Here is a 25,054-nt window from a genome sequence, read left to right on the forward strand (position 1 = left end):
GTCATTCCTTTTCGACAAAACCACGGGCCAGCAGCCCGGAGTTGGTGCAGCTGCTGGCGATGGTCACGCCCGCGTCCGCGAGTTTCTGCGTCTGCTCGGCCAGCGACGGGGTGTCGCTGTCGGTGCCGAGCACGTAGCCCAGGATCTCCAGGTGGCGGCCTTCGCGCGCCGCCGCCTCCTTGGCCTGGCGGATGGCCGGCAGCGTGACGCCGACGGGATCCGGATGCGAGCCGAAGCCCAGGATGAAATCGAGCACGATCACGCCCACGGACGGATCGGCGGCCTCGCGCAGGAAGCGTTCGATGCGCAGTGACGGATCGATCATGGGGTGCGGGCGCCCGCGCGTGAAGTCGTCGTCGCCGAAGTCGATGAAGGTGTGGTCCACGCTCTTTTCCACGTCGGCCAGCTTGTGCTCCGCCTTCTTCGCGATGTTGCTGTACACGTTGGGGTACTTCTCCAGCGCCAGGTGCATCATCTCGTCGCACAGCGTGCCGCCGCACATCAGGGCGCGGATGTAGCGCTGCTGGGGGGCCAGCTTCGCCCGGGTCTCGGCGATCAGCGGCAGGTTCAGCGCGCGCTTGTTGATCTCGCTCTCGTTGCGCCCGGCCAGGATCACGGCCTTCAGCGCGGCCTCCTTGGTCGTCTTGGCGAAGTGGCCGCCGGCCTCCAGCACGGCGCCTTCGGAGCCGCCGAGGAAGCAGACCACGACCGGCTTGCCGCAGCCGGCGATCTCCGCCAGCACCTTCTTCTCGACGCTCTTCGCCGGCGGCTTGGACACCAGCACGATGACGCGGGTCTCCTCGTCGCGGGCAAGCGCCCGCAGGCCGTCGATCATCATGATGCCGCCGACCTTCTCCGACAGGTCCCGGCCGCCGGTGCCGATCATCTGCGTGATGCCGCCGCCGAAGTCGTGGATCCGGACGCTCACTTCCTGGCTGCCGGTGCCGGAGGCGCCGACGATGCCGATGTTGCCGCGACGCACGTTGTTGGCGAAGCACAGGCCGACGCCGCCCAGGATCGCGGTGCCGCAGTCGGGGCCCATCATCAGCAGTCCCTTGTCGTGGGCGAGGTTCTTCAGCGCCACCTCGTCTTCGATGCTGACGTTGTCGCTGAACATCATGACGTTCAGGCCGTGCTCCAGTGCCTTGCGCGCCTCGCGGGCGGCATGCTCGCCCGGCACCGAGACGATGGCCAGGTTGGCCTCGGGGACGTTCTGAACGGCGCTGTCCAGCGTCGCGTACGTCACGCCAGTGCCGGACTTCGCGCTGTTGCGCTTGCCGAAGAGGGACTGGATGTCCGCCAGGGCCTGCTCGCAGCGCGCCTCGGTAGCCGCCTTGACGACGATCATGAGATCGCCCACGCCAGCGGCTTCCACTTCGGGTACGAGCAGGCCGACGTTGCGCAGCACGCCCTTGTTCATTTCGGTGCCCATGGCGACGACCGCCTGCTCGACGCCCTCCACCTGGTTGGCCTGGGTGGACAGCGCCATCAGGCTCACCGAGTCGACATATGTGTTTTTCCTGATCAGGACTTTGACTGGCATGAAGGAATCTCCTGCGGGGTATTCAAGAAGGTGCGTGCGCCGCCGCCGGCACGGCCGGTGCGGGAACACATGAAAGCTGCGTCCGCGTCGATGCCGCGGGCGCCAGATGGATGCCGGCACCGCACAGGATGCCGGCGGCGATGTCGGTGCCGGAGGTCGAGCCGATCGCAAGCACGGGCTGCAGCGCCGCCGCAGCTTGCGCCGGGGTGCCCTGCGTCAGTTCCCACAGCAGTTGCCGGATCGACTCGCGCACCCGGCCGTGCGCCGCATGGCGCAGCGCGGCCAGGCTGACCGCGTTGGTCGCGCCTGCGCTCTCCACCACGATCGCGTCGCACAGCGGTGCGAAGCGCACGCCCGGGCCGTCCAGGTGCAGGGCGGCGAACAGGCCGACCAGGAAGTCGTCGCCCGAGGGCGTGAGCCCCGGGCCGAGTCCGATGAGCGAGGCCGCGTGCGCGCGGAATGCGACTTCGTCGCCACGCAACAGGCTGAGCCGCACCTGCTCGGCGCGCGCCGCCAGCAAGCGGGCGACTTCGGCCGTCCAGGCGTCCGCCGCTCCCGCCGCAGCCAGCATGCCTCCCGGCGTGCCGGCCGCGAGGAGCCGCGCGTGGACGAATCCCAGGTTGCTGCGCAGGACACCGGCGTCGATCGGCCATGGCGGCGGATCGCCCCGCCAGCGGAGGGTGCCGTCGAACCGCACGTGCAGCCGCTGCGCGATCGCGATGCCGGCTCGGCTGGCGGTCACGACGTCGCCCGCGGCGACTTCGAAGCGCGTGAACCCGGGTGCGTCCACCACCACGGTATCCGGGGCGTTGTCGCAGTCGCGCCCGGCCAGGGTGACGAGGGTGCCGGTGGGCGTTTCGAGATTCAGGGTGCGCGTGAAGACGCTGTGCACCCGCCCGCGCCAGCCGCAAGCGGCCAGCCGGGCCAGCAGCGCCGCATCGGTCGACCTGGCCTGCAGGACGCCGGTGGCGGTGGGCTGGATTGGCTCGGAGGGTCGCATGGAAGGCTCGCGTCGCGTGGTGCCGGGCCGCTCAGGCGGCCACCCTCGCCTGCTGTTCCAGCAGCGTCAGCGACTGCGACTTGTGGTTCTGGTACAGCGGGTTGACCGGATCGACGGCGATCGCGCGCTCGATGGCCTCGATGGCTTCCCCATGCCGGCCCAGCGAACGCAGGCTGTTGGCCAGGTGGAAGGCGAAGTCGTAGCGCCGCGGCTGTTGCGACAGCAGGATCTCCATCTCGGCGATCGCCTGCTCGTGGCGCCCGAGCTCGCGCAGGTAGTTCGACTTGTGGTAGCGATGGAAGGCCAGTTGCGGCTGCGCCGCCACCGCCAGGTCGTACTCGCGCAGCGCCTCTTCGGGCTTCTTCATCAGCCGCAGGCAGTTGGCCGTGTAGAAGCGGAACTCGATGGCCTGCGGCCGCAGCGCGAGCGCGCTGCGGTACGCATCGAGGGCCTCGTCGTAGCGCTTCAATTCGGCCAGCGTGTAGCCGCGGTAGTAGTGCAGGTCGCAGACGTCCTCGGTCTCCGGGCTCGCCACGGCCAGCGCACGCAGCGCCGCCGCGTAGTCGTAGCGGCGGATCAGGTGGCGCACCTGGCGCAGCGCCGGCGACAGCGCGTCGAGCGGATTGCGGCCGGAGAGGATGTCGACCACTCGCGACTGGCCCAGCGCGCGCGCGTGCTCCAGGGAAGACTTGCCGTCGCGGTCGCGCTGTTGCGCGTCGGCGCCAGCCGAAGCCAGCACGTCGACGATGTCCGTGTAGAGCCGGCCCCCGTCGCCCAGGATCACCGCTTCCAGCAGGGCGGACCAGCCCAGGTGGTTGGCATGGTTGATCGGGAGGTCGGCGTCCACGCACAGTTGCACCGTGCGCAGGTAGCCCTTCTCGCTGGAAGGCAGGAGCGCCGTGCCGCCGAAGCGGTTGACGCTCCCGCGCTCCGCGCCGGCGCCCAGCGCTAGGGCGAGGATCTCGTGGAAGCCGTTGGCGCCGGCGCAGATGAAGGGCGTGAGTTGCACGTTGTCGCGGGCATTCACGTCCGCGCCCGCCTCCACCAGCAGCCGCGCGATCGCCAGGTTATTCCTCTGGGTCGCGATCATCAGCGCGGTGCGGCCTTCGCTGCCCCGGCTGTCCGCCGGGGCGCCGGCGCGCAGGCACTCGGCCACGGCGGCGGCGTCCTCGCGCTCCACGGCGGCAATCAGCGCCGCCGACTTGACTTGCTCGGTCATGGTGAATCCCTTACTTGGCCGTCGCGGCGCCGGCCGGCACGGTCGCGTCCTTGCGGTCGAGAACGTGCTTGAGGCCGAACAGGCCGGCGACCATGAGGTAGCCGTACACCAGGAACATGGATGCGGGCTGGCCCAGACCCACCGTGGGGGCGTGGATGAAGCCGAGGTACGTGAGCAGCGCAGCGACCAGGGCGGCGATCACGCCGCGCAGCGGCTGGTTCAGGATCGCGAAGATCGCGATGCAGCCCCACAGCAGGCTGGCCAGCGGGGCGCCGTTGCCCAGGGCCTGCAGGCCGGTGATGTACACGCCCTTCTTGGCGAGCGCGGCGGCGCCCAGCTTCCCGGCGGAGGTGCCGGCCACGGCCAGTACGTTGTTGACCGTGGTGAGCGCCCAGTTGGCGATCCAGGGGAAGAAGCAGATGAAGATCACCGGCACTTCGATCTTGGGGGTCTCGCGCACCACCTGGTTGCAGGTGACGATGCCGATGTAGATCAGGATCGGGGCGATCGCCGCCATCGGGATCACCGCGAGCAGCAAGGCGCCCAGGCCGAACAGGCCCACCAGGAACATGCTGGAGCCGCTGGCCAGGGTGTAGCCGGTGCCGGCGCCGATCGACTTCCAGGCGGCGTGGCCCACGTACACCGTGACGGGGAAGGGGTTGCCGAACATGGCGCCCAGCGTGGAGGCCAGGCCGTTGACCAGCATCACCTTGCGCGTCGGGTAGGGATCGCCGGCCGCGTGCGCGCTCTCGATGTTTTCCAGGTCGAACACGTAGTTGGCCAGGCCCAGGGGCACGGCGGAGGCGAGGTACGGCAGCGCGAACGGGATGCCGTCGATGAAGTTGCTGATGTGCGGAGTCGGCGGGTTGAAGCCGGCCTGTCCCAGCGCGGCGGTGATCGCCTCGGGCGACTGCATCCCCGACGCCCAGGCCAGCCCGGTGCCCACGGCCAGCAGCAGCAGGCCCGTGGGGATCTTGGCGAAGATGGGCGACTTGCCGAACCAGTTGATGAAGATCAGCACCATCACCACGAAGGCCACGGTGGGCGCCTCGAAGGCCTGCAGCATCGGGTTCATCGCCAGCAGCATCAGGCCCAGGCCCGCCAGGCACGACAGCAGCACGGTGCGGGGCACCATGCGGCGGATCGTCTCGCCGAGGAACGAACCGGCCACCAGGATCATGGCTTCGAAGAAGCACCAGACCAGGCCGATCTTGAGCGCGAACTCGGCGTCCTTGGTGGCCTGGTACACGGGCATCAGGACCAGGAAAGTCACCGTGAAGATCGACGGTGCGCTCGGCCCGCTGGGCAGCGCGGTGACGTCGAGGCGGCCCGTTTCCCTGGCCAGCTTCCGGGCGAACCAGGCATAGGCCACGGATGCGGCCATGATCGCGAGGCCGAAGGCGGGTGCGATGCGTCCCAGCACCATGTCCTTCGGCAGGCCCACCACGAACAGCAGCAGGCCGATCATGGTCAGCAGGTTCGTGAGGTTGTTCGTGAACAGCCCGAAGTAGGCTGCCCAGTCACCCTTTTTCCAGATTGGATTCTTGGTCATGATGCGACCCTAGAGTGGTTGTTGAAAAATCAAGGATTCCGATGTGTCGCAGGCGGTTCGAGGTTCACCCGAGGGCCGGCGGCCAGTATTCGATGTGCGGAGGTGCGGGCGGCTGACACCGGTCAACCCGGCGGGACAGTTCAGAGTCCTTCATCAATGCCGGCCCGTTTGTTGAAAGTCTTTTGCCGGTTCAGGCCACGCGCCTGAGCAGTCCATTGCGCGCGGGCTGCGCCGCGTCGCTTTCGGCCTGTTGCGCCATCACGTGATCGGGCACGATGTGGGTGCCGGTCTCGCCCTTGAGTGCAGGGACGGCTGTGTCGAGGCTGGTGACGATCACGCGCCGGCCGCCGGCGTCGAGGAAGCGCAACGCGGCCTCCACCTTCGGTCCCATGCTGCCGGCGGGGAAATGGCCTTCCGCCAGGTAGCGGCGCATGTCCGATGCGCTGACCTGCTCCAGTTCCTGCTGCTGCGGCGTGCCGAAATGGATCGCCACCCGCGGCACCGCCGTGAGGATCATCATGTCGCGGATGCCCAGCACGTTGGCCATGACGGCGGTGGTGAGATCCTTGTCGATGACCGCCTCGACACCGTGACGGCGGCCCTCTTCGTCGCGCACCACCGGAATGCCGCCGCCGCCGCCGGCGATCACCACCGTGCGCGTGCACATCAGCGACTCCACCAGCGAGATGTCGCAGACGTGCCGTGGCTTGGGCGACGGCACGACATAGCGCCAGCCTCGGCCTGAATCTTCCTGGACGGTCACGCCCAGTTCGTTCGCCAGCTTCCGGGCCTCGGCTTCGCTGAAGAAGGGGCCGACCGGCTTGGTCGGGTTGGCGAACGCGGGATCCTTGGGATCGACTTCGACCTGCGTCACCAGTCCCACCACGTGACGCGGATTGCCCGCCTCGCGCAGGGCGTTCTCGAAGGCCTGTGACAGGATGTACGCCAGCGCGCCCTGGGTCTGCGCCACGAGGATGTCGAGCGACTGCGGCGCAACCCGGTCCTGTGCGGCCGCATTGGCCAGCAGCAGCTTGCCGACCTGCGGCCCGTTGCCGTGCACGATCACCAGCTGGTTGTCCAGCTCCAGCAGGGGCAGCATGGTCTTCGCCGTGGCTTCGGCGATGGCCTTCTGTTCCTCCGGCGTGCCGCGGCTGCCGGCCGGATCGATGGCATTGCCGCCTACGGCGACGATCAGTCGGCGCGGAATGTCGAGGGACGCTTGCATGTCGAAAAGATCTCCAAGGAACGCACTGGATGGCGCGGAATGACGGGATGAAATGGATTGTGGAAGTCGCTCTCGCCTCGTTTGTGCGAAACGCTTCAACAATGGAAGACGCCGCCCCTGCCGCGGGGCTTGCCCGCTCGGGCCGCTCGCGCCGGCCCGCAGGCGAAGGACAGGCCAACGCGCGCGCTGCTCGGATTGTCGAAACCGGTCCGCGGCGTTTTCGGGATCTCTTGATCTATCGCAATTCGCTGAGGCCGTGCCTGCCGGGGAACGACAATGGAAGCTCGCGCACGAAAGCCGCCGCAACTGCAGAAGGACACCGATGGACCTGATCTTCCGCCGCGCCTGCCTGACCGACGAAGCGCCGCTCATGGACGTGGCGATTTCCGGCGGCCGCTTCGCAGCGATCGCGCCGGGCTTGCCCGACACGCGGGCCTCGCGTGAGGTCGATGCCGATGGCCGGGTGCTGGTCCCGGGACTCGTCGAGAGCCACCTGCACCTGGAGAAGGCGCTGGTCATGGAGCGCATGCCGAACCGCTCGGGCACGCTCGCCGAGGCCCTCACCGTGTCGGCCGCGCTCAAGCCGACCTTCACGCGCGAGGACATCGATGCTCGCGCCCGCCGCGTGCTGCGCATGCTGGTCGCGAACGGCACCACGCACGTGCGGGCCCATGCCGAATTCGACCCCGTCCAGGGCTTCACCGGGCTCGATGCCGTGCTGGCGCTCAAGCGCGAGTTCCGGGACGTCATCGACATCCAGGTGGTGGCCTTCCCGCAGGAAGGCATCCTGAAACTCCCCGGGATGGACGCGATGATGGCGCAGGCAATGGCGAAAGGCGCCGACGTCGTCGGGGCCATCCCCTACAACGACAGCGACGCGCGCGAGCACATCGCGTGGGTCTTCAGGCTGGCGCGCGAACATGACAAGGACCTCGACTTCCACCAGGACTTCAGCGACGACGCGCAGGGGATGTCCATCGAGGAAGTGGCGCGCCAGACCATCGCTGCGGGGTACGAAGGGCGGGTCAGCGTCGGCCACCTCACCGCGCTGGGCGCCGTCGAGCCGCAGCGACGCGACGAAATCATCGCGCTGCTGCGCGATGCCGGCATTTCCGTGATGTGCCTGCCGGCGACGGACCTGCATCTCGGCGGCCGGCAGGATCGCAGCAACGTCCGCCGCGCCCTCACCCCCGTGCGGGCCCTGCGCGACGGCGGCGTCAACGTGTGCCTCGCGACCAACAACATCCGCAATGCGTTCACGCCCTTCGGCAACGGCGACCTGTTCCAGGTCGCGATGCTGGCCGTGCCTGCCTGCCACCTGGGCGGGGCCGACGATCTCGCCACCGTGCTGCCCATGCTGACCACGAATCCCGCGCGGGCGCTGCGGCTGCCGGACTACGGCATCGTCGTGGGGCGCGAGGCGGACTGCGTGCTGCTCGACACCCGTTCGGTGGCGCGCGCGATCATCGACCTGCCGGTGCGCAAGTTCGTCGTCAAGCGGGGGCGCGTCGTGGCGCAATCGGAATGCACGACGGAGTTCTGCTTCTGAACGCCGGCGCGAATCCCCGCGGGTATCATTGGCCGCTGGAGTCGCGGTCGCGCGGCTAGCTGTCCGCCCATGTCGCTCTCGCGCCAGCCAAAGCTTCCTCCCGAATCGCTGCGGACCTTCGTCGCCGTGGCGCAGTTGCGCAGTTTCTCGGCGGCGGCGGAGGTGCTTCACAAGACCACGTCGGCGGTCAGTTACCGGATCAAGACCCTCGAGGACAGCATCGGTGTGCCGCTGTTCGAGCGCACCACCCGCTCGGTGGAACTCACCGCATCGGGCGAGTTGCTGCTGGAGAAGGCCAGCCAGATCTTCGAATGGCTGGAGACCCTGCCCGAGGAACTCAAGCAGGTCGGCGACGGGATCGAGCCGCAGTTCACGCTGGTCGTCAACAACGTGCTTTATGACGCGGACGCGGTCGCGGACCTGCTGGTGGACCTGCACGCGCGCTTTGCCCACACCGCGTTCAAGGTCACGCGGGCGGTGTACATGGGGGTCTGGGACGAACTGATGCACGGCGGCGCCCACCTGGCCATCGGCGTGCCGGGCTTCCACACGATCAACGACGACTTCCTGACCGAACCGCTGGGCGTGGTGAACTGGGTCTTCGTGGTCGCGAAGGATCATCCGCTGGCCGCGCTCGACGAACCCCTTTCGGACGAGCAACTGCGCAGGTATCCGGCGATCAACGTGGAAGACACGTCGCAACACCTGAGCAAGCGCATCGCCTGGAGGCTGCCGGGCCAGCAGGAACTGATCGTGCCGGACCTGCATGCCAAGATCGAGTGCCACCTGCGCGGCCTGGGCGTGGGCTTCCTGCCAGCGCGGAGCTTGCGTGCGGGCAAGTATCCGGGACTGCTGGTGGAGCGCATGGTGAACGCCGAGCGCTCGCCTTCGCCCCTGGCACTGGCCTGGCGGCGCCAGGGTGCCGGTCAGGTGAGCAGCTATGTGCGGAGCCTGTTCGCCAGCGGGCATCGCCTGGCCGCGCAGTTCTGCGCCGCCCTGGATTCCGCTGCAGCCGAGCGCCCTCCGAATCCCTGAGCCCGGCATCGCGTCGACCGGCGCGAGCGGACTCCGCATGCGCGACGCCTGCGGCGTGCTTCACCCTCCCGAACGGATCGGCACGTTGTGGCGGCTCGCGTTGTTGGTCGATGTCCCAACGAGGGCGTTCAAGTGGCTTCGCGCGGCGGCAGCAGGCGCACGTATTCCCGCTTCACCACGCCGTAGCACTCGCAGGTCATCCGCTCCAGCTTGGAGCGATCCAGCACCGAGATCCGACCGCGCGAGTAGCGGATGGCGCCGGCAGCCTGCAGCTTCATCGCCGCTTCCGTCACGCCGACCCGCCGCACGCCGAGCATGTTGGCGATCAGCTCGTGGGTCATCGTCAACTCGTTGCCCTCCAGCGCATCCAGGCTCAGGAGGAGCCAGCGGCACAGTTGCTGGTCCACCGAGTGATGCCGGTTGCAGACGGCGGTCTGCGCCATCTGGGTGATGAGCGCCTGGGTGTAGCGGAGCAACAGGTGCATCACCGGTTCGCAGCCATTGAACTCGCGGTAGGCGACATCGGCACGGATGCGAAAGCCCTGCCCGGCGCTCTGCACGACCGCGCGGCTCGGCGTGGACCCGCCGCCCATGAACAGCGAAATCCCGACGAGCCCTTCCTTGCCCACGACGGCAATCTCGGCCGAAGCGCCGTTCTCCATGACGTACAGCAGCGACACGATGGCCGTCGTCGGAAAGTAGACGTGCCTCATCGTCGTATTCGCCTCGTACAGCACCTCCCCGAGCGAAAGGGTAAAGGGCTCCAGCAAGGTGGCCCACCGTTGCCAGACGTCCGGAGGGAGCGAGGCGAGCAGACGGTTGCGGCGGGGATCGTGGGCGTTCTGCATGGGGGCACAGGCTTTGTACGCTATCGGACGGAGGGCTGCACCCCAACAGCGCAGGAAAACATTCGCAGGCTCGGGTGCGTGGACGGACGGCAGCGCACGGTGAACACGCTGCCCGGGCCAACGCCCGGGCTGCAGGCGGACACGGTGCCGCCGTGCAGCCGCGCCAGGCGTGACCCCGTCGAGCGCAGGATGCGGGCTCATGGACGCGCTGTACCACGCCTGTACATCAGCGTCTGTCCGGTAACGTACGGTGAGCAATGTCCGGTGCCGTACAGACGCGGGATCGGCGGTGTAGGACCATTCGCACATCGTGTTTTCCATTGCTTCCCCGACCCCGATGGGTCCCGCAGCGTTCCGACAGTCGCATAGCGTCCTTGTCGTGGATGACAACGCCGCCACGAAATATTCGGTCGCGCGGTCGCTCCGCGCCTGCGGCTACCACACCGTCGAAGCGTCCAGCGGCGCGGAGGCGCTGGAGCTGAGCGAGTTCGTTTCCGCGGTGGTTCTCGACATCCACCTGCCCGACCTGGACGGCCTGGAAGTGTGTCGCCTGCTGCGGGCGCGTCGTTCGACTGCGCGCCTGCCGGTGATCCACATGTCGGCGATTCGCATCGAGGAGTCCGACGCCGTCGCGGCGCAGGAATCGGGGGCCGACGGTTTGCTGGCCGCTCCGGTCAATCCGTCGGAACTCGCGAGCGCGCTGGACCGGCTGCTGACCACGCCGGCGGCGGCGCACGGCGCCGAGGGCGAGGTGGGCGAAACCGCGCCGGGAGCGCGCTCGGGCGCCGGGACGCAGAGCATCCTGCGGCAGATGACGGACAGCGAGAAGAAGCCCTGAACCGCGCGCTGCAACGTCGCTCGAGTGAAGCGACGAATCCGGCGGCTCACTGGATCAGGTTGTTCTTGACGGCGTAGTAGGTCAGGTCGCTGTTCGAAGACAGGTCCATCTTTTCCATCAGTCGGCTGCGGTAGGTGCTGACCGTCTTCACGCTCAGGGACAAGTCCGTCGCGATCGTGCTCGTCGTCTGGCCCCGGGACAGTTTCAGGAACACCTGGAATTCCCTCTCCGAGAGGGATTCGTGGGCCGGGCCATCCTTCCTCGTGAGGTGGTTGGCCAGGAGCTCCGACACGGCCGCCGAGAGATAGCGCCGGCCCAGCGAAACCGTGCGGATCGCCGTCACGATCTCGGTCGGTGCGCAGTCCTTGTTCAAATACCCGCTCGCGCCCTGGCGTATCAGGTTCATCGCGTAGTACTCCTCCGGATAGCCCGAGAGGATGAGGATGCCGAGGTCCGCCGCCTTGGCGCGGATCATCGCGATGGCATCGATGCCGCTCTGGCCCGGCATCGACAGGTCCATCACGAGCACGTCCATCGGAGTGTCTCGAACGAGATCGATCGCCTCGCGCCCCGAACTGGCCTCCCCCACCACGCGCAAGTCGACGTGCTGCGAGAGGTAGTCCTTCAGCCCCGCCCGCACGATGGCGTGGTCATCGACGATGCCGATATTGATCATGGTGTTCCCTCTTCCGTGCCTGTTCGACCGGAAGCCTGGAATAGGAAACCGTCAGCGGGCCGGGTTGCACTTTGGGCCCAGGCTGAGCTCGAGGCTGTGGGACGGGGCGCCGTCGCCGCGGAAGGCAGGGGCTCCTCTTGTCAGGCTTGCCGTGGTCTTCGCAGGATGCATCTCGATGGAGCCGACCGCGCCATTGGCAATCGAGCCTTTCGCATCCTAGAATGGCCGTCGGGGAAACGAGCAGGCTCCCCGCTTCAAGACGCCGCGGCGTCCAAGTTCTGTTCCTGATCGGGGCCATGCGCCCGGATAGGAGCTTGACTTGTACCATGCCTCCTTCGCCAGTGGAACGTCGACCACCTGGGCCGCGTCTCCCTCCAGCCTCTGGCAACTCGTCGCCTGCATGCTGCGGCTGGGCACGCTCGGATTCGGGAGGCCGGTCGCCCTGGTGGGCTCCGTCGCCGCAGCCGTGATCGGCCTGCCGGCCCATCCCCCTGTCGCTCATCCCTGAAGGGAGGGTCCCCATGAAGCAATCCATCATCGGCATCGCAGCTGCCACCGCCGCGGCCTGGGTGGGCGCGCAATCCATCCGCTTCGACAGCGAGCCCACCGGTGCCGCGCCCGCCGGCTGGACCTGCGGCGTGACCGGGCACGGCAGCCCCCGCTGGACGGTGGAGCCGGGCCAGGCCGGAGGGCGCGTGCTGCTGCAAAGCGGCAACGGCACTTTTCCCTGGTGCGTGCGCAGCGGCACCGCCGTCGCGGACGGCTTCGTCGAGGCGCGCTTTCAACCGATCTCGGGGCGCCAGGACCAGGCCGGTGGCGTGGTCTGGCGCTGGAAGGACGGCGACAACTACTACGTAGCACGCGCCAACGCCCTGGAGAACAACGTGTCCCTGTACTACACCGAGCACGGCTCGCGCAAGACGCTCAAGTACGTGGACGCGCCGGTCGCCCGGGGCCAGCCGCACACTCTGCGCGTGGAGTTCGCCGGCGACCAGATCGCCGTGTGGCTGGACGGCACGCGCTACATCGACATGCGCGACGCGCACATCGCCGGCCCGGGCGCCGTGGGCGTCTGGACCAAGGCGGACAGCGTGACCGCATTCTCCGAATTCAGCTACGGCCGCGCGGCGCGCTGAGCCGCTTCATTTCGCAGGATGTCCGGTGTCGATCCGGACCTGACTCGCGACGGGCCGTGAAGCAGGCGCCGGACACCCAGCGCACCGCGCCGACGCATCTCGCAGGCCATCCCCGAGGCCACATCGCGCAAGGAGAAGAACTCCGCGCTACGGGGCGACGCAGCGCTGCCAGCAGGCCGTCACCGCCCGAAGAAGCGAAAAAGCCCGCTACAGCTTCTGTAGCGGGCTTTCATTATCTGGTGCGGTCTTTCTGGTAGGACGTGCAGGATTCGAACCTGCGACCAACGGATTAAAAGTCCGCTGCTCTACCAACTGAGCTAACGTCCCGACCGGCTTCACCGCTGTTTACACAGCAGCAAAGCCCACGATTATAGCGTCACTTGCCGGGCTTTCCCGAGCGCGATGCGATCGAGCACCCAGCCCGCCGCGCACTGGCCGAAAGTCGCGGTCACGCTGACCACCGAGCCGTAGCCGTGGCAGTTGAGCGAACCGTCGCCCTCGATGGCGCAGGACGGGTCGGGCGGCGCCACCGCCTCGCGGCTGAAGACGCAGGCGACGCCGATGCGCTTGCCCTCCTTCGGCGCGCCGTGGAACTTGCGCAGGCGGTAGCGCATCTGCGCGAGCAGCGGGTCGTGGGTGGTCGCCGCGAGGTCGTCCACGTCCACCTTGTGCGCCAGGCGCTTGCCGCCGGCGGCGCCGCAGGAGACGAACAGCGCCCTCTTCTCGCGTGCCCACGCCGCCATGGCCGTCTTGGCCTTGAGCGCGTCGCAGGCGTCGATCACCGCGTCCACCCCCGCGGGCAGCAGTTGCGGCCAGTTCTCCGGCTCGACGAACTCCTCCACCGCGTGCACGCGGCAGCCGGGATGGATCTGCGCGATGCGCTCGCGCATGGCCAGCACCTTGGCCTGGCCGAGGGTGCTGTCCAGCGCGTGGATCTGGCGGTTGATGTTGGATTCGGCGACGTGGTCCAGGTCGACCAGCGTCAGCGCCCCGACGCCGCTGCGCGCCAGTGCCTCGGCGGCCCAGGAGCCCACGCCGCCGATGCCGACCACGGCGACGTGGCTGCGGCGGATCGCCGCCGCGCCCTCCATGCCATAGAGCCGTTCGAGCCCGCCGAAGCGCCGCTGCAGGTCCGCCGCTTCGTCCAGGTGCGTCATGCGCCCGGTGCGGAACTCAGCGCAGGCGCGACAGCCGCTCGCGGGCCGCGACGGCCGCTTCGGACTGCGGGTAGGCCTTGACCAGTTCGTCGAGCGTGCGGCGCGCGTTCGCGTTCTCCTTCAGCTCGATCTGGCAGTTGGCGATCGACAGCACCGCCTCCGGCGCCCGCGGGTGGTCCGGGGCCGACTGCAGCAGCGCGCGGAAGTTGGCGATGGCACCCTTGTAGTCGCGGTTCGCGTACTGCGCGTTGCCGACCCAGAACAGTGCGCTGGGGCGGTAGCCGCTGCCAGGGTACTTGCGCAGGAAATCGGCGAAGGCGGTCTGCGCCGCCAGGAAGTCGCCCTTGCGGAACGCGGCCAGGGCCGTCTCGAAGTCGCGCTGCTCGGCGGGGTCGGCGTTGAATTCGCGGCCGTCCACCGTCACCTGCACCGGCTCGAACTTGCGCAGGCGCTCCTCCACACCGGTGGCGATGTCCTTCTGGCGGCGCTGCACGTCCGCGAGGTCGCGGGCCAGTTGCTCGTCGGTCCCGCGCAGGCGGGCCAGGTCGGTGCGCAGGCTCTCGATCTGGTTCTGCAGTTCCAGCAGGCTGCGGCGCAGGCCCGCGTTCTCCTCGTTCGCGCGCTTGAGGTCCTCCGCCAGCTGCTGACGTGCGGCATCGGCGGCCAGGCGCTGCTGCTCCACCTTCTGGCGCAGCTCCAGGATGGCGCGGCGGGCCTCGTCGTCCTCGAACAGCGCGGCCTGCGCCGAAGCGGTGAACAGCGAGGCCGCGGCGAGTGCGGCGGCAAGCGCGGAACGGTTCATGGCGATCATCGGTAGGCGATCTCGGCGCGGCGGTTCTGGGACCAGGCGGATTCGTCGAAGCCGTTGGCCGCGGGCTTTTCCTTGCCGAAACTCACGGCCTCGACCTGCGCGTCCTTCACGCCCAGCAGTTCGAGCGCGCGGCGCACGGCTTCCGAGCGGCGCTGGCCCAGCGCCAGGTTGTATTCGCGGCCGCCGCGCTCGTCGGTGTGGCCCTCGATCACCACGTGCCGGGTACCGTTGGCCTTGAGGAAGCGCGCGTGCGCCTCGATGACCGACTGGAATTCCGGCTTGATGACGTTGCTGTCGTAGTCGAAGTACACGATGCGCGACACGTTGCTCGGGCCGGCGATGTTGCTCTGGCCGGCGGTGGCGTCGACGGGGGCGACGCGGCTGGTCGCGCCCGCCGGGGGCGTGCCGGTCGCGCCGCCCGGCGTGACGGCGGATGCCTGCTTGTCGTCGACCGGGACGTCGTCGAGCTTCACGCCGCTGGCGCAGCCCGCCAGCGCCGCGGCGAGTGCGACAGCCAGGAACACACGCTTCTTCATTCCGAAAACCTCCTGCACTTTCATAAGTCGAATCATCTCTGGAAGGGACCCCAATCGGGCTCGCGGATGTCGCCGCCCTTGCCGGGCAGGCGCGCCTTGATCTTGCCGTCGAGGGTTGTGGTCATCAGCGCTTCGGTCCCGCCCTGCCGGGTGGCATAAATGATCAGCCGGCCGTTGGGGGCGAAGCTCGGGCTTTCGTCGGCAGTCGTGTCGGTGACCGACTGCACGGTGCCGGTGGCGAGTTCCATCACCTGCAGCTTGAAAGCGCCGTTGATGCGGGAAATGTAGGCCAGCCATCTTCCGTCGGAACTCAAGGCCGGCGAAATGTTGTAAGTCCCTGTAAAGGTGACCCGCTGCGCATCGCCACCCGTCGCCGCCATGCGGTAGATCTGCGGCGAACCGCCGCGGTCGCTGACAAAGTAGATGTTGCGCCCGTCGGCCGCATAGACCGGCTCGGTGTCGATGTAGTCGGACTTCGTCAAGCGCTTGGGCTCACCGCCGGAGGCCGGGATCGTGTAGAGCTGCGAGCCGCCTTCGCGCGTGAGCGTCACCGCGAGGCTGCGGCCGTCCGGCGCCCACGCCGGGGCGCTGTTGGAGCCGCGGAAGTTGGCGATCAGGCGCCGCTGGCCGCTGGCGATCTCGTGCACGTACACCACGGGCTTGCGCGACTCGAAGGAGACGTAGGCCAGCTGCGTGCCGCTGGCGGACCAGGCCGGCGAGATGATCGGCTCCGGGCTCGCCAGAGCGGACTGCGCGTTCTCGCCGTCGGCGTCGGCCACCCACAGGTTGTAGCGGGTGCCCGCCTTGGTCACGTAGGCGATGCGGGTGGAGAAGATGCCCTTCTCGCCCGTGAGCTTCTCGTAGATCGCGTCGGCGATGCGGTGGGCGGCGAGGCGCAGGTCCGCCGCCGGGACCACGAAGCTCTGGCCGCCGAGGTCCTGCCCCTTCACCACGTCCCAGAGGCGGAAGCGCAGGTCGTAGCGGCCGTCCGCCAGCCGCGAGGCGCTTCCCACGGCGAGGGAGTCGGCGTTCTTCTGGCGCCACGGGCTCAGGTCGGGTCGGCTGCCCTCGTCGAGGGCGGCCGCGCCGGCCGGATCGATGGCGCGGAACTGGCCGCTGCGCTCCAGGTCGGCCTGCACGATGGAAGCGATCTTCTGCGGCAGGTCGGCCTCGCCGCGGAAGGGCGCGATGGCGATGGGCAGTTGCGTCAGCCCCACGCCGGTGACCTCGACCCGGAATTGCGCCAGCGCGGGCGCCGCCGCCGTCGCCCCGAGCAGCGCCACGAGTTCGCGCCGGCGCCAGAGTGCACGTTGGTCCATGCTGCTTCTCTTCTCCTTGGTATGTCGCAGGCCCGGCTCCCGACCGGGCCACGGCGATGTTATCCCCGTCACGTATCGGCCCGGTTGCCCAGGTGCCATAGTTTCAGGTACTTGTAATAAGTTCCTTCCGCCACCGAGACGGCCAGCACGAAGCCCATGCGGCCGTCGCGCCAGCCGGAACGCAGGACGTAGGTGCGGAAGAAGGCCCACAGGCCGCGCGCGACCGCGCCTGCCAGCGACGAGCGCCGGCCCCCGGCGTGCAGCATGCCGGCCGATGCGCTGGAGTAGCGATTGAGCTTCTCCAGCATGGTTTCGAGATCGGGATAGGTGGTGTGCAGCAGGTCGCCCGCGAGCCGCCCCACGGCGCCCTGCGTGACGAGGCGCTCGTGCACCGCATCGGGCGAGAAGCGCGCGCTGCCGCGGCGGAACAGGCGCACGACGCGGTCCGGGTACCAGCCCGAATGCGCGATGTACTGCCCGCAGTAGCTGGAGCGCCGCGGCATCGAATAGACGTCGGGGCCGCCCGCGCCCTCCACGGCGCGCACGATTTCCGCGCGCAGTTCGGGCGTGACGCGCTCGTCGGCGTCGATCGACAGCACCCAGGGTTCGGTGGCGAGGTCCAGCGCGCGGTTCTTCTGCGGGCCGAAGCCGGGCCAGTCCTGCGTCTGCGCCACGCGCGCGCCATGGGCCCGGGCAAGCTCGATCGTGCGGTCCCGGCTTCCCGAGTCCACCACCACGATCTCGCGCGCAAAGGAAACGGAGGCGAGGCACTCCGCGATGTTGGCCTCTTCATCCCGGGTGATCACGATGACGCTGACTGCCACCGCGCCCGGGCGCCCCCCGGATTCACTGGATAATCCGAGCATGAATGTCGATGATACCCGGGTCTGAAGGATGGCCGACTATGCGATCACCTTCGCCTGCTACAACCAGGTCGGCTACACGCGCCAGTGCGTGGACAGCCTGGTGCGCCACGGCTACGACCTCGGGCGCGTCGTCGCCGTCGACAACGGCTCCAGCGACGAGACGCGCGACTACCTGCAGACGCTGCCCCTCGGCGGGCGCATCCTGAACCGCCAGAACCTGGGCTGCGGCGTCGCCTGGAACCAGGGTGTGCTGGCCTTCCAGGCGGAGTGGAGCGTCGTCATGAACAACGACGTGGTGGTGTCCGCCGGCTGGCTCGAGAACCTGATCGCCGCGGCGGAAGCGCGCGGGGCGAAGGTGGTCTCGCCGGGGCTGGTGGAAGGCGCGCTCGACTACGACTTCGACGCCTTCGCCGCCGACGCGTCGAAGCGCCTGCGCGAGGTCGCGCGGGTGGGCGCGCGGCACGCGGTCTGCATGGCGGTGCACCGCTCGGTATGGGACCGCGTGGGCTTCTTCCAGGCCACGCCCAGCCTCTGGGGCTACGAGGACACCCTCTTCTTCCACACGCTGGAACGGGCCGGCATTCCCACGGCCATCGTCGGCGCTTCGTGGCTGCATCACTACGGCTCGGTCACGGTGAGCGCGATGAAGCAGGAGCGCGGCCTGTCTGCAAGGGAGGGGCTGAGCGCGCGCAACAGCTACCGGCTGCTGGGCAAGTCGATGTGGCGGCGCAAGTGGGACAAGATGGTGCGCAAGCGCCAGGAACGGCAGTGGCGCAGCGAGGAACTCGCGCGCTACGGCATGACGCTGCACGGCGAACGCCGGGACGGTCAGTTCGTCTGGCGCTGAGCGCCGGCCCGTCCCAGCACTGCGCCGCACAGCACCGCCGTCATCACGGCGTAGAAGCTGGCCGTGAACTTCAGGTCCACCACTTCCGTGCTCAGGCTGCTGACCACCAGGCAGGTGCAGTAGGCCAGGCCCATCATCGCGGCCGGGGCGCCGCGCCGCACCCCGCGCGCGCAGACCAGCAGCGGCACCAGCAGCAGCGCCGCGGTGGCGAGCAGGCCGCCGATGCCGCTGCGCACCGCGTTGGTCGCGAGCTGGTTGTGGAAGCCGGAGTTGAAGGCCCCGGCCACCGCCTCCGGCGCCGCATAGGGAAAGGCGCTGGCGGGCAGCGGCGCCAGATGCGCGGTGTCGCCGACGCCCGCGATGGGATGCAGCGCGAACACGTCGGCGGCGATGCGCAGGTAGGTGATGCGGTAGCCGAGCGAGGTCTCGTGCCGGAGCACCCCGTTCCACGGATATTCGACCACGTCGCGGATGCCCTCGTCGATCCTCACGCCGATGGCCGGCACGAACAGGTACGCCCCCGCGAGCATCAACGCGACTGCGACGACGACGCCCACGCTGCCCAGGGGATGACGCCGACCCCACTGATACCACGCCCAGAAGCCCACCACCAGGGGGGCGGCGGCCCACCCGCTGCGCGAACCCGAGAGCACCGACAGGTACAGGCCCAGGGCAAAGCCGGCGAGCCGCAGGACGACACTCCAGCGCCGGCCCGCGCGCCATTCGCCTGGCGCGATGGAAGCCAGGCACATCAGGCCGAAGGCCAGGCTGAAGTAGCCGAACACCAGCGGGTCGACCACGCGCGTGGTGACGCGTGGAGCCCATCGCATGTCCTGGCCGCCGACATGCAGGACGGCCAGGCCCAGGAGCAGCGCCACCGGAAGCGCCCACTGCATGACGCGACGCACGGGCCAGCCGGAGCGCATGACCAGCAGGAAGATCGGGATCGCCAGCACGAAGCGCAGCGGCGCATCGAACTGGGGAAGGTAGCCGTCCTGCCGCAGCAGCGCGGAAAACGAGACGGCGACCACGGGCGCCATCAGGGCGACGAGCATCGCTCGCGCCCAGCGGCGCTCCGGCGGCGCCAGTCTGGCGGCAGGCAACTGGCCCGAGGCCAGGACAAGGACGCTCGCCAGCGCGCCCAAGTACAGCACCGCATTGGCCCACCCGCGCACCGCCAGCACCAGCAGGGGCGCGCAGCAAACCAGCAGGGCGGTGATGGAGACGAGCCGTCCGTGGGCGGCCGGACCGGCGAGCTCCTGGCTTCGTGGATCGGACAGTAACAGCATCGGTAACATGGGGGCCGGGCGCCTGGCGCCTGGATCGTCGCCCCGCGGATCCCCGCGCGGGCGGCCCAGCCGTTTGGTTGGATAATGGCGGGCTGCATGCAGTCCGCCTCGCCCATTGTGCCTGACGCTACCGGAGCTGCGGCGAAGACCGAGGGCACCGCGGGCCCGGCCGGGCTCGTCCAGCGGATCCGCCGCTTCTTCCCCTACATCCGCCACGTCCAGCGTTACTGGATCGTGGTGCTGCTCGCCACCATCGTCGGCGCGGCCACCGAGCCCGCCGCGCCGGCGCTGCTGAAGGCCCTGCTCGATCGCGGCTTCCGCCCGGGCAGCTTCAATCCCTGGCTGGTGCCGGTCGCTCTTCTCCTGCTGTTCGCGATCCGCGGCAGCGCCGGCTTCATCGCCGACATCACGCTGGCGAAGATCGCCAACGAAGGCATGTTCATGCTGCGCCGCGCCCTGTTCGGCCGCATGCTGGACGCGCGCATGGACCTGTTCCGATCCGAGTCGGCCAGTTCGCTGTCCAACAGCATCGTGCACGAGGTCCAGAACGCGATCTACATGCTGGTCAATGCGCTGACCGGCCTCGTGAAGGACGGTCTCGCGCTGGTCGCCCTGCTCGGCTACCTGCTCTTCGTGAACTGGCAGCTGACCCTGGTCGTCACCTTCCTCGCGCCGGCCGTGGCCTGGCTCATGCGCACCGCCTCGCGCCGGCTGCACCGGCTGGCCAAGACCAGTCAGGCGGCCACGGTGGAGCTCGCCTACGCGGTCGAAGAGAACGTGCTGGCCAACCGCATCGTGCGCCTGCACGGCGCCGAACACGCCCAGGCCGAACGCTTCAGCGTCCTCAGCCTCGCGCTGCGCCGGCTGGCGATGAAGTCCGCCGTGGCCTCCGCCGCGATCACGCCCCTGATGCACATGCTGGCCGCGGCGGCGCTGTCGGTGGTGATCTCCATCGCGCTGGTGCAGACCGGCCAGGGCATGACGGTCGGCACCTTCGCCTCCTTCATCGCGGCCCTGATGATGCTGATCGCCCCGGTCAAGCGCCTGTCGGAGGCCACCAGCCCCATCACCCGCGCCCTCGCGGTGCTGGAGCGCTCCTTCGACCTGGTGGAAAGCACGCCGGCCGAGCGTGGCGGCAGCCACGATCCGGGCCGGGCCGAAGGCCGGATCCTGCTGGACGACGTGACGGTGCGCTATCCGGGCGCCACGGCCCCGGCGCTGGAGCACTTCAGCCTGGACATCCAGCCCGGCGAGACCCTGGCCCTGGTCGGGCCCTCGGGTTCCGGCAAGACCACGCTGGCCAACCTGCTGCCCCGCTTCGTCGAGCCCTCCGCGGGGACGATCCGGCTCGATGGCGTGGCCCTGCAGGACTGGAACCTGCACGCCCTGCGCCGCCAGTTCGCGATGGTCAGCCAGGACGTCGTGATGTTCAACGACACGCTGGCCGCCAACGTGGCACTGGGCGGCGAGATCGACCGGGCGCGCGTGCAGGCGGCGCTGGAAGCGGCCAACCTCGGCGAGGTGGTCGCGGCGCTGCCCCAGGGCATCGACAGCAACGTCGGCCACAACGCCACGGCCATGTCCGGCGGCCAGCGCCAGCGCCTGGCCATCGCCCGCGCGCTGTACAAGGACGCGCCGATCCTGATCCTCGACGAAGCCACCTCCGCGCTGGACAACGAGTCGGAGCGGCTGGTGCAGGAGGCGCTGCGCCGCCTGATGGCGGGCCGCACCACGCTGGTCATCGCGCACCGGCTCTCCACCATCGAGCACGCCGACCGCGTCGCGGTGCTGGAGCGCGGGCACCTGCTGGAGCTCGGCTCGCATGCCGAACTGATCGCGCGCGGCGGCCTCTACGCGCGCCTGCATGCCCTGAGCGGCGCCGGCGGATCGGAGCTGTGAGCACCGGACGCGTGGATTCGGTGCTCGTGATCGTCACGCGGCAGATCGGCGACGTGCTGCTCACGACCCCCCTGATCCACGCGGCCCGGCAGCGCTGGCCGGCGGCGACCATCGACGTCCTCGGCTTCGAAGGCACGCTGGGCATGCTGCGCGGCAATCCGGACATCCACGAGCTGATCGCCACCCCGCCGCGGCTGGGCCTGAAAGGCGGGCTGCGCCTGATACGACGCCTGTGGCACCGCTACGACCTGGCCCTGGTGGCGGAAGCCAGCGACCGCGCCCACCTGATCGGCGCCGTCGCCTCGCGCTGCCGCGCCGGCCTGCTGCCCCCGCGGGGCGGCAGCAACGGCTGGAAGCGGCGCCTGCTGGCGCATGCCGTCACCACCTCGGGCGACCTCGGCGACGTGCACGTGGTGCAGGAGAAGCTGCAGCTGCTCGCGCCCTGGCAGTCCGGGCCGGCGGAGGCGAAGCTGGTGGCGCCGCCTTCGGAACCCCTGCCGCCGGCGCTGTCGCAGCGGCTCGCGCCCGGCTACGTGGTCGTCCACACCCCGTCGATGTGGCCCTACAAGCAGTGGCCGCGCGAGCATTTCCGCGAGCTGGTCGGCCGGCTGGCCGAGGCCGGCCGGCAGGTGGTGCTGACCGGCGGGCCGGCGGCGGAAGACCGCGCCACCGTGGATGCGATGCGCGGCGCCGCGCCGGAAGACCGGCTGCTGGATGCCGGCGTCCTGAACTTCGGGCAGCTCGCCGGGCTGCTCCGCGGCGCCGCTCTCTACATCGGCCCCGACACCTCGGTGACTCATCTCGCGGCGGCCTGCGGCGTGCCGGTGCTCGCGATCTTCGGACCCACCAATCCGCAGCGCTGGGCGCCCTGGCCGGCGCTGCCGCGAGAACAGGTCGTGCACTGGCATCGCCGCAGCCCGGCGCAGGCCCTCGGCCAGGTCACCTTGATGCAGGCCGAACTGCCCTGCGTGCCCTGCGGCAAGGCCGGCTGCGAAGACCACCGCATGAGCCGCACCGACTGCCTGCCGGCGATCCGCCCCGAGCGCGTCGCCGACGAGGCGCTGCGGATCCTGCGCGCCCACTCCAAGACGAAGCCTTCCTGATGCCCGTGTATTCCAAGGTCCTCGTGGTCTGCCCCGGGAACGCCATGACGGCGGGACCGGAGGCGCTGCACCAGCTCGTCGCCGACGCCAATGCGCTCGGCCAGCCGGCCCAGATCGTCTACCACCCCTTCGACCGCAGCTTCGAGACCCCCGGCCCCTATCGCAAGCACGGCGCGCCGGTCGGCCGCTACGCCGACGAGCCCGGCACGCTGATCCTCTTCCCCGAGATCTTCACGCCCCAGGCCCTGCAGGTGCGGCACGCCGAGCCGGCGATCTGGTGGATGTCGATCAACAACTTCACCGGCGTGCGCTACGGCCGGCCGTGGCGCGACAAGCTGCGCTACTGGAAGTACGTGCTGCAGGGCAAGCGCCCCTGGGGCGGCGTGCGCGCCCTCGCCCACCTGCGCCAGTTCGCGCAGAGCGACTACGCGCGCGACTTCCTGGCCGGCCATGGCCTCGCTTCGGAGCCGCTGTCGGACCCGATCCCGGTCTACACCGATCCGGCCTATGTGGCTTCGCTGGCGCCCCGGCTGGCCGCCGCGCAGCGGGACGACACGATCCTGTACAACCCGACCAAGGGCGCGGCCATCACCGCGCGGCTGATGGCGGCCTATCCGCAGTGGCGCTTCCGGCCCCTGCGCGGCCTGGACCGCGAGCAGCTGGCGCAGGCCTTCCTGGACGCGAAGCTGTACATCGACTTCGGCCACCATCCGGGCAAGGACCGCCTGCCGCGCGAGGCGGCGATCCACGGCTGCTGCGTGGTCACGGCGCGGCACGGCTCGGCGGCCAACCCGGTGGACGTGCCGATCCCCGGGCGCTTCAAGCTCGACGTGAAGGACCCGCAGTTCGTGCAGCGCTTCGGCGAGCGCGTGAACGAGGTGTTCGGCAACTTCGAGGCCAGTTCGCGCGAACTGGCGGGCTACCGCGAGACGATCGCGCAGGAGCCGGCCACCTTCCGGCGGCACGTCGCCGCGGCGTTCAGGCTCTCGTAGTTCGCGTCAGAGCAGCACGATGTCGTACTGCTCTAGGTGCGCTTTGGCGGCCTGACGGCCGCCGCGCGCTCAGAGCAGCACGATGTCGTACTGCTCCTGCCCCATCGCGCTTTCGCTCTGCAGGGAGATCGGCTTGCCGATGAAGTCCGACAGCCCCGCGAGGTGCTGGCTCTCCTCGTCGAGGAACAGCTCGATCACCTTGGGGGCGGCGATCACCCGGTACTCGCGCGGGTTGAACTGGCGGGCCTCGCGCAGGATCTCGCGCAGGATGTCGTAGGCCACGGTGCGCGGGGTGCGCACCGTGCCCTTGCCCTGGCAGACCGGACAGGGCTCGCACAGCATGTGGGCCAGCGACTCGCGGGTGCGCTTGCGCGTCATCTCCACCAGCCCGAGCTGCGAGAAGCCGCCCGACATGGTCTTCACGCGGTCGCGCGCGAGCTGCTTGCGGAATTCCCCCAGCACCGCCTCGCGGTGGTCCTCGCGCTGCATGTCGATGAAGTCGAGGATGATGATGCCGCCCAGGTTGCGCAGGCGCAGCTGCCGCGCGATCGCCTGCGCGGCCTCGAGGTTGGTCTTGAAGATCGTCTCGTCGAAGTTGCGCGAGCCGACGTAGCCGCCGGTGTTGACGTCGATCGTCGTGAGCGCCTCGGTCTGGTCGACGATCAGGTAGCCGCCCGACTTCAGGTCCACCCGCCGGCCCAGCGCCTTGGCGATCTCCTCATCGATCGAGAACAGGTCGAAGATCGGCCGCTCCCCCTTGTACAGCTGCAGCTTCGCGGCGGCGGCCGGCATGAATTCCTGCCCGAAGGCCTGCAGCAGCACGAACTGCTCGCGCGAGTCGATCCGGATCGCCTGCGTCTGGTCGGTGACGAGGTCGCGCAGCACCCGCTGCAGCAGGTTCAGGTCCTGGTGCAGCATCGAGGTCGGCGGCAGGCGCGTGGCGGACTCGCGGATTCGCGCCCAGGTCTTGCGCAGGTAGGCGATGTCCTCGGCGAGCTCGGCGTCCGAGGCGTCCTCGCCGTTGGTGCGCAGGATGAAGCCGCCCCCCGCGTCGCCAACCAGCTTGTTCAGGCGCTTGCGCAGGGCGTCGCGCTGCTCGGAGGGGATCTTCTGCGACACGCCCACGTGGTCGTCCTGCGGCAGGAACACCAGCAGGCGGCCGGCGATGCTGATCTGGGTGGACAGGCGCGCGCCCTTGGTGCCGATCGGGTCCTTGATCACCTGCACCATGAGCGACTGGCCTTCGAAGACCTGCTTCTCGATCGGCACCGGCGCCTGCGCGTTGCGCGCCAGCCCCGGGGGCTCGCCATCGGGCTGCCGCTGCCACACGTCCGCCACGTGCAGGAAGGCCGCGCGTTCCAGCCCCATGTCGATGAAGGCCGACTGCATGCCGGGCAGCACGCGCGCGACCTTGCCGAGGTAGACGTTGCCGACGAGCCCGCGCTCCAGCGTGCGTTCCACGTGCAGTTCCTGCACGGCGCCGTTCTCGACGATCGCGACCCGCGTCTCCTGCGGGGACCAATTCAACAGGATGTCCTGCTGCATGTTGTTGTGTGCGGCTCCTCGGCGACAGGATAACGCATGAGCCGGTACACTGGGTCTTCCCTCGTATCC

Annotated in this window: 23 protein-coding genes and 1 tRNA gene; 9 read left to right on the forward strand and 15 right to left on the reverse strand. The window is 69.3% G+C overall.

Annotated features, from left to right (window positions below; translation table 11 throughout):
- Window position 1: 1 nt before the first annotated feature.
- The 5 genes from fdrA to JJ685_RS09360 form a co-directional block, all read right to left on the reverse strand.
- Window positions 2-1,543: an acyl-CoA synthetase FdrA gene (gene fdrA / locus JJ685_RS09340; RefSeq protein WP_201673979.1), complete on the reverse strand. Its 1,542-nt coding sequence runs from the start codon at window positions 1,541-1,543 to the stop codon at window positions 2-4.
- 22 nt (window positions 1,544-1,565) lie between these two features.
- A complete protein-coding gene (locus JJ685_RS09345) occupies window positions 1,566-2,543 on the reverse strand; it encodes a DUF2877 domain-containing protein (protein ID WP_201673980.1) in 978 nt (325 codons plus the stop codon).
- 31 nt (window positions 2,544-2,574) lie between these two features.
- A complete protein-coding gene (locus JJ685_RS09350) occupies window positions 2,575-3,762 on the reverse strand; it encodes an ankyrin repeat domain-containing protein (protein WP_201673981.1) in 1,188 nt (395 codons plus the stop codon).
- A gap of 10 nt (window positions 3,763-3,772) precedes the next feature.
- On the reverse strand, window positions 3,773-5,314 hold the full coding sequence (locus JJ685_RS09355) for a xanthine permease (protein ID WP_201673982.1): 1,542 nt from the start codon (window positions 5,312-5,314) through the stop codon (window positions 3,773-3,775).
- A gap of 190 nt (window positions 5,315-5,504) precedes the next feature.
- Entirely contained in the window at window positions 5,505-6,539 is a 1,035-nt protein-coding gene (locus tag JJ685_RS09360; RefSeq protein ID WP_201673983.1) for a carbamate kinase, read from the reverse strand.
- A 322-nt stretch (window positions 6,540-6,861) separates the two neighbouring features.
- Here JJ685_RS09360 and JJ685_RS09365 point away from each other — a divergent pair, with 322 nt between their 5' ends.
- Together JJ685_RS09365 and allS are read left to right on the forward strand one after the other, a co-directional pair.
- Window positions 6,862-8,088, forward strand: a complete 1,227-nt coding sequence (locus tag JJ685_RS09365; RefSeq protein WP_201673984.1) for an amidohydrolase family protein — start codon at window positions 6,862-6,864, stop codon at window positions 8,086-8,088.
- 69 nt (window positions 8,089-8,157) lie between these two features.
- A complete protein-coding gene (gene allS, locus JJ685_RS09370) occupies window positions 8,158-9,123 on the forward strand; it encodes an HTH-type transcriptional activator AllS (protein ID WP_201673985.1) in 966 nt (321 codons plus the stop codon).
- A 128-nt stretch (window positions 9,124-9,251) separates the two neighbouring features.
- Here allS and JJ685_RS09375 read toward each other — a convergent pair whose 3' ends face one another.
- Window positions 9,252-9,971, reverse strand: coding sequence for a Crp/Fnr family transcriptional regulator (locus tag JJ685_RS09375; protein ID WP_201673986.1), 720 nt, complete (start codon window positions 9,969-9,971; stop codon window positions 9,252-9,254).
- A 379-nt stretch (window positions 9,972-10,350) separates the two neighbouring features.
- Between JJ685_RS09375 and JJ685_RS09380 the strand changes: the two genes are divergently transcribed.
- Window positions 10,351-10,809: a response regulator transcription factor gene (locus tag JJ685_RS09380; protein ID WP_201673987.1), complete on the forward strand. Its 459-nt coding sequence runs from the start codon at window positions 10,351-10,353 to the stop codon at window positions 10,807-10,809.
- 46 nt (window positions 10,810-10,855) lie between these two features.
- Here the strand turns inward: JJ685_RS09380 and JJ685_RS09385 are convergent, their stop codons facing one another.
- Window positions 10,856-11,485 carry a response regulator gene (locus JJ685_RS09385; RefSeq protein ID WP_201673988.1) on the reverse strand — a complete coding sequence of 210 codons (630 nt, stop codon included), beginning with the start codon at window positions 11,483-11,485 and terminating at the stop codon, window positions 10,856-10,858.
- A 319-nt stretch (window positions 11,486-11,804) separates the two neighbouring features.
- On the opposite strand from JJ685_RS09385, the gene JJ685_RS09390 reads away from it, so the two are divergent.
- Both JJ685_RS09390 and JJ685_RS09395 read left to right on the forward strand, forming a co-directional pair.
- On the forward strand, window positions 11,805-11,993 hold the full coding sequence (locus JJ685_RS09390; protein WP_201674769.1) for a hypothetical protein: 189 nt from the start codon (window positions 11,805-11,807) through the stop codon (window positions 11,991-11,993).
- 13 nt (window positions 11,994-12,006) lie between these two features.
- On the forward strand, window positions 12,007-12,621 hold the full coding sequence (locus JJ685_RS09395) for a hypothetical protein (RefSeq protein WP_201673989.1): 615 nt from the start codon (window positions 12,007-12,009) through the stop codon (window positions 12,619-12,621).
- A gap of 251 nt (window positions 12,622-12,872) precedes the next feature.
- Here the strand turns inward: JJ685_RS09395 and JJ685_RS09400 are convergent.
- From JJ685_RS09400 to JJ685_RS09425, 6 genes are all read right to left on the reverse strand, one after another.
- Window positions 12,873-12,948: transfer RNA gene (locus tag JJ685_RS09400), tRNA-Lys, on the reverse strand.
- A 41-nt stretch (window positions 12,949-12,989) separates the two neighbouring features.
- Window positions 12,990-13,778 carry a tRNA threonylcarbamoyladenosine dehydratase gene (locus JJ685_RS09405; RefSeq protein ID WP_201673990.1) on the reverse strand — a complete coding sequence of 263 codons (789 nt, stop codon included), beginning with the start codon at window positions 13,776-13,778 and terminating at the stop codon, window positions 12,990-12,992.
- 16 nt (window positions 13,779-13,794) lie between these two features.
- On the reverse strand, window positions 13,795-14,580 hold the full coding sequence (gene ybgF / locus JJ685_RS09410; protein WP_201673991.1) for a tol-pal system protein YbgF: 786 nt from the start codon (window positions 14,578-14,580) through the stop codon (window positions 13,795-13,797).
- Window positions 14,581-14,585: 5 nt separating this feature from the next.
- A complete protein-coding gene (gene pal / locus JJ685_RS09415; protein WP_201673992.1) occupies window positions 14,586-15,125 on the reverse strand; it encodes a peptidoglycan-associated lipoprotein Pal in 540 nt (179 codons plus the stop codon).
- Window positions 15,126-15,157: 32 nt separating this feature from the next.
- The gene (gene tolB / locus JJ685_RS09420; RefSeq protein ID WP_201673993.1) at window positions 15,158-16,444 is read right to left on the reverse strand and encodes a Tol-Pal system beta propeller repeat protein TolB; all 1,287 of its coding nucleotides are present in this window, start codon (window positions 16,442-16,444) and stop codon (window positions 15,158-15,160) included.
- Window positions 16,445-16,512: 68 nt separating this feature from the next.
- Complete coding sequence (locus JJ685_RS09425; protein ID WP_201673994.1) at window positions 16,513-17,268, reverse strand: glycosyltransferase family 2 protein; 756 nt, start codon at window positions 17,266-17,268, stop codon at window positions 16,513-16,515.
- Window positions 17,269-17,338: 70 nt separating this feature from the next.
- On the opposite strand from JJ685_RS09425, the gene JJ685_RS09430 reads away from it, so the two are divergent.
- Entirely contained in the window at window positions 17,339-18,157 is an 819-nt protein-coding gene (locus JJ685_RS09430; RefSeq protein WP_201673995.1) for a glycosyltransferase family 2 protein, read from the forward strand.
- On the opposite strand, the gene JJ685_RS09435 is transcribed toward JJ685_RS09430, so the two are convergent.
- On the reverse strand, window positions 18,139-19,446 hold the full coding sequence (locus JJ685_RS09435) for an O-antigen ligase family protein (RefSeq protein ID WP_201673996.1): 1,308 nt from the start codon (window positions 19,444-19,446) through the stop codon (window positions 18,139-18,141). The genes JJ685_RS09430 and JJ685_RS09435 overlap by 19 nt on opposite strands.
- A gap of 96 nt (window positions 19,447-19,542) precedes the next feature.
- On the opposite strand from JJ685_RS09435, the gene msbA reads away from it, so the two are divergent.
- From msbA to JJ685_RS09450, 3 genes are read left to right on the forward strand one after another with little or no spacing between them, the layout of a single operon-like run.
- Complete coding sequence (msbA, locus tag JJ685_RS09440; protein ID WP_201673997.1) at window positions 19,543-21,345, forward strand: lipid A export permease/ATP-binding protein MsbA; 1,803 nt, start codon at window positions 19,543-19,545, stop codon at window positions 21,343-21,345.
- Window positions 21,342-22,448, forward strand: coding sequence for a glycosyltransferase family 9 protein (locus tag JJ685_RS09445; protein WP_201673998.1), 1,107 nt, complete (start codon window positions 21,342-21,344; stop codon window positions 22,446-22,448). Before msbA ends, JJ685_RS09445 begins: the two co-directional genes overlap by 4 nt.
- Complete coding sequence (locus JJ685_RS09450) at window positions 22,448-23,440, forward strand: hypothetical protein (protein WP_201673999.1); 993 nt, start codon at window positions 22,448-22,450, stop codon at window positions 23,438-23,440. Before JJ685_RS09445 ends, JJ685_RS09450 begins: the two co-directional genes overlap by 1 nt.
- A gap of 69 nt (window positions 23,441-23,509) precedes the next feature.
- Here JJ685_RS09450 and rng read toward each other — a convergent pair whose 3' ends face one another.
- Window positions 23,510-24,985 (reverse strand): ribonuclease G, encoded by a 1,476-nt coding sequence (gene rng / locus JJ685_RS09455; RefSeq protein ID WP_201674000.1) that lies wholly within the window; start codon window positions 24,983-24,985, stop codon window positions 23,510-23,512.
- Between the last annotated feature and the right edge of the window lie 69 nt (window positions 24,986-25,054).

Origin of the sequence: Ramlibacter monticola (assembly GCF_016722785.1) — a bacterium.
Taxonomy (GTDB): Bacteria; Pseudomonadota; Gammaproteobacteria; order Burkholderiales; family Burkholderiaceae_C; genus Ramlibacter; species Ramlibacter monticola.

Coding starts and splice junctions, on each gene's coding strand:
- fdrA (WP_201673979.1), bottom strand. CDS start 1,543: ATGCCAGTCAAAGTCCTGATCAGGAAAAACACATATGTCGACTCGGTG.
- JJ685_RS09345 (WP_201673980.1), bottom strand. CDS start 2,543: ATGCGACCCTCCGAGCCAATCCAGCCCACCGCCACCGGCGTCCTGCAG.
- JJ685_RS09350 (WP_201673981.1), bottom strand. CDS start 3,762: ATGACCGAGCAAGTCAAGTCGGCGGCGCTGATTGCCGCCGTGGAGCGC.
- JJ685_RS09355 (WP_201673982.1), bottom strand. CDS start 5,314: ATGACCAAGAATCCAATCTGGAAAAAGGGTGACTGGGCAGCCTACTTC.
- JJ685_RS09360 (WP_201673983.1), bottom strand. CDS start 6,539: ATGCAAGCGTCCCTCGACATTCCGCGCCGACTGATCGTCGCCGTAGGC.
- JJ685_RS09365 (WP_201673984.1), top strand. CDS start 6,862: ATGGACCTGATCTTCCGCCGCGCCTGCCTGACCGACGAAGCGCCGCTC.
- allS (WP_201673985.1), top strand. CDS start 8,158: ATGTCGCTCTCGCGCCAGCCAAAGCTTCCTCCCGAATCGCTGCGGACC.
- JJ685_RS09375 (WP_201673986.1), bottom strand. CDS start 9,971: ATGCAGAACGCCCACGATCCCCGCCGCAACCGTCTGCTCGCCTCGCTC.
- JJ685_RS09385 (WP_201673988.1), bottom strand. CDS start 11,485: ATGATCAATATCGGCATCGTCGATGACCACGCCATCGTGCGGGCGGGG.
- JJ685_RS09395 (WP_201673989.1), top strand. CDS start 12,007: ATGAAGCAATCCATCATCGGCATCGCAGCTGCCACCGCCGCGGCCTGG.
- JJ685_RS09405 (WP_201673990.1), bottom strand. CDS start 13,778: ATGACGCACCTGGACGAAGCGGCGGACCTGCAGCGGCGCTTCGGCGGG.
- ybgF (WP_201673991.1), bottom strand. CDS start 14,580: ATGAACCGTTCCGCGCTTGCCGCCGCACTCGCCGCGGCCTCGCTGTTC.
- pal (WP_201673992.1), bottom strand. CDS start 15,125: ATGAAGAAGCGTGTGTTCCTGGCTGTCGCACTCGCCGCGGCGCTGGCG.
- tolB (WP_201673993.1), bottom strand. CDS start 16,444: ATGGACCAACGTGCACTCTGGCGCCGGCGCGAACTCGTGGCGCTGCTC.
- JJ685_RS09430 (WP_201673995.1), top strand. CDS start 17,339: ATGGCCGACTATGCGATCACCTTCGCCTGCTACAACCAGGTCGGCTAC.
- JJ685_RS09435 (WP_201673996.1), bottom strand. CDS start 19,446: ATGCTGTTACTGTCCGATCCACGAAGCCAGGAGCTCGCCGGTCCGGCC.
- msbA (WP_201673997.1), top strand. CDS start 19,543: ATGCAGTCCGCCTCGCCCATTGTGCCTGACGCTACCGGAGCTGCGGCG.
- JJ685_RS09450 (WP_201673999.1), top strand. CDS start 22,448: ATGCCCGTGTATTCCAAGGTCCTCGTGGTCTGCCCCGGGAACGCCATG.
- rng (WP_201674000.1), bottom strand. CDS start 24,985: ATGCAGCAGGACATCCTGTTGAATTGGTCCCCGCAGGAGACGCGGGTC.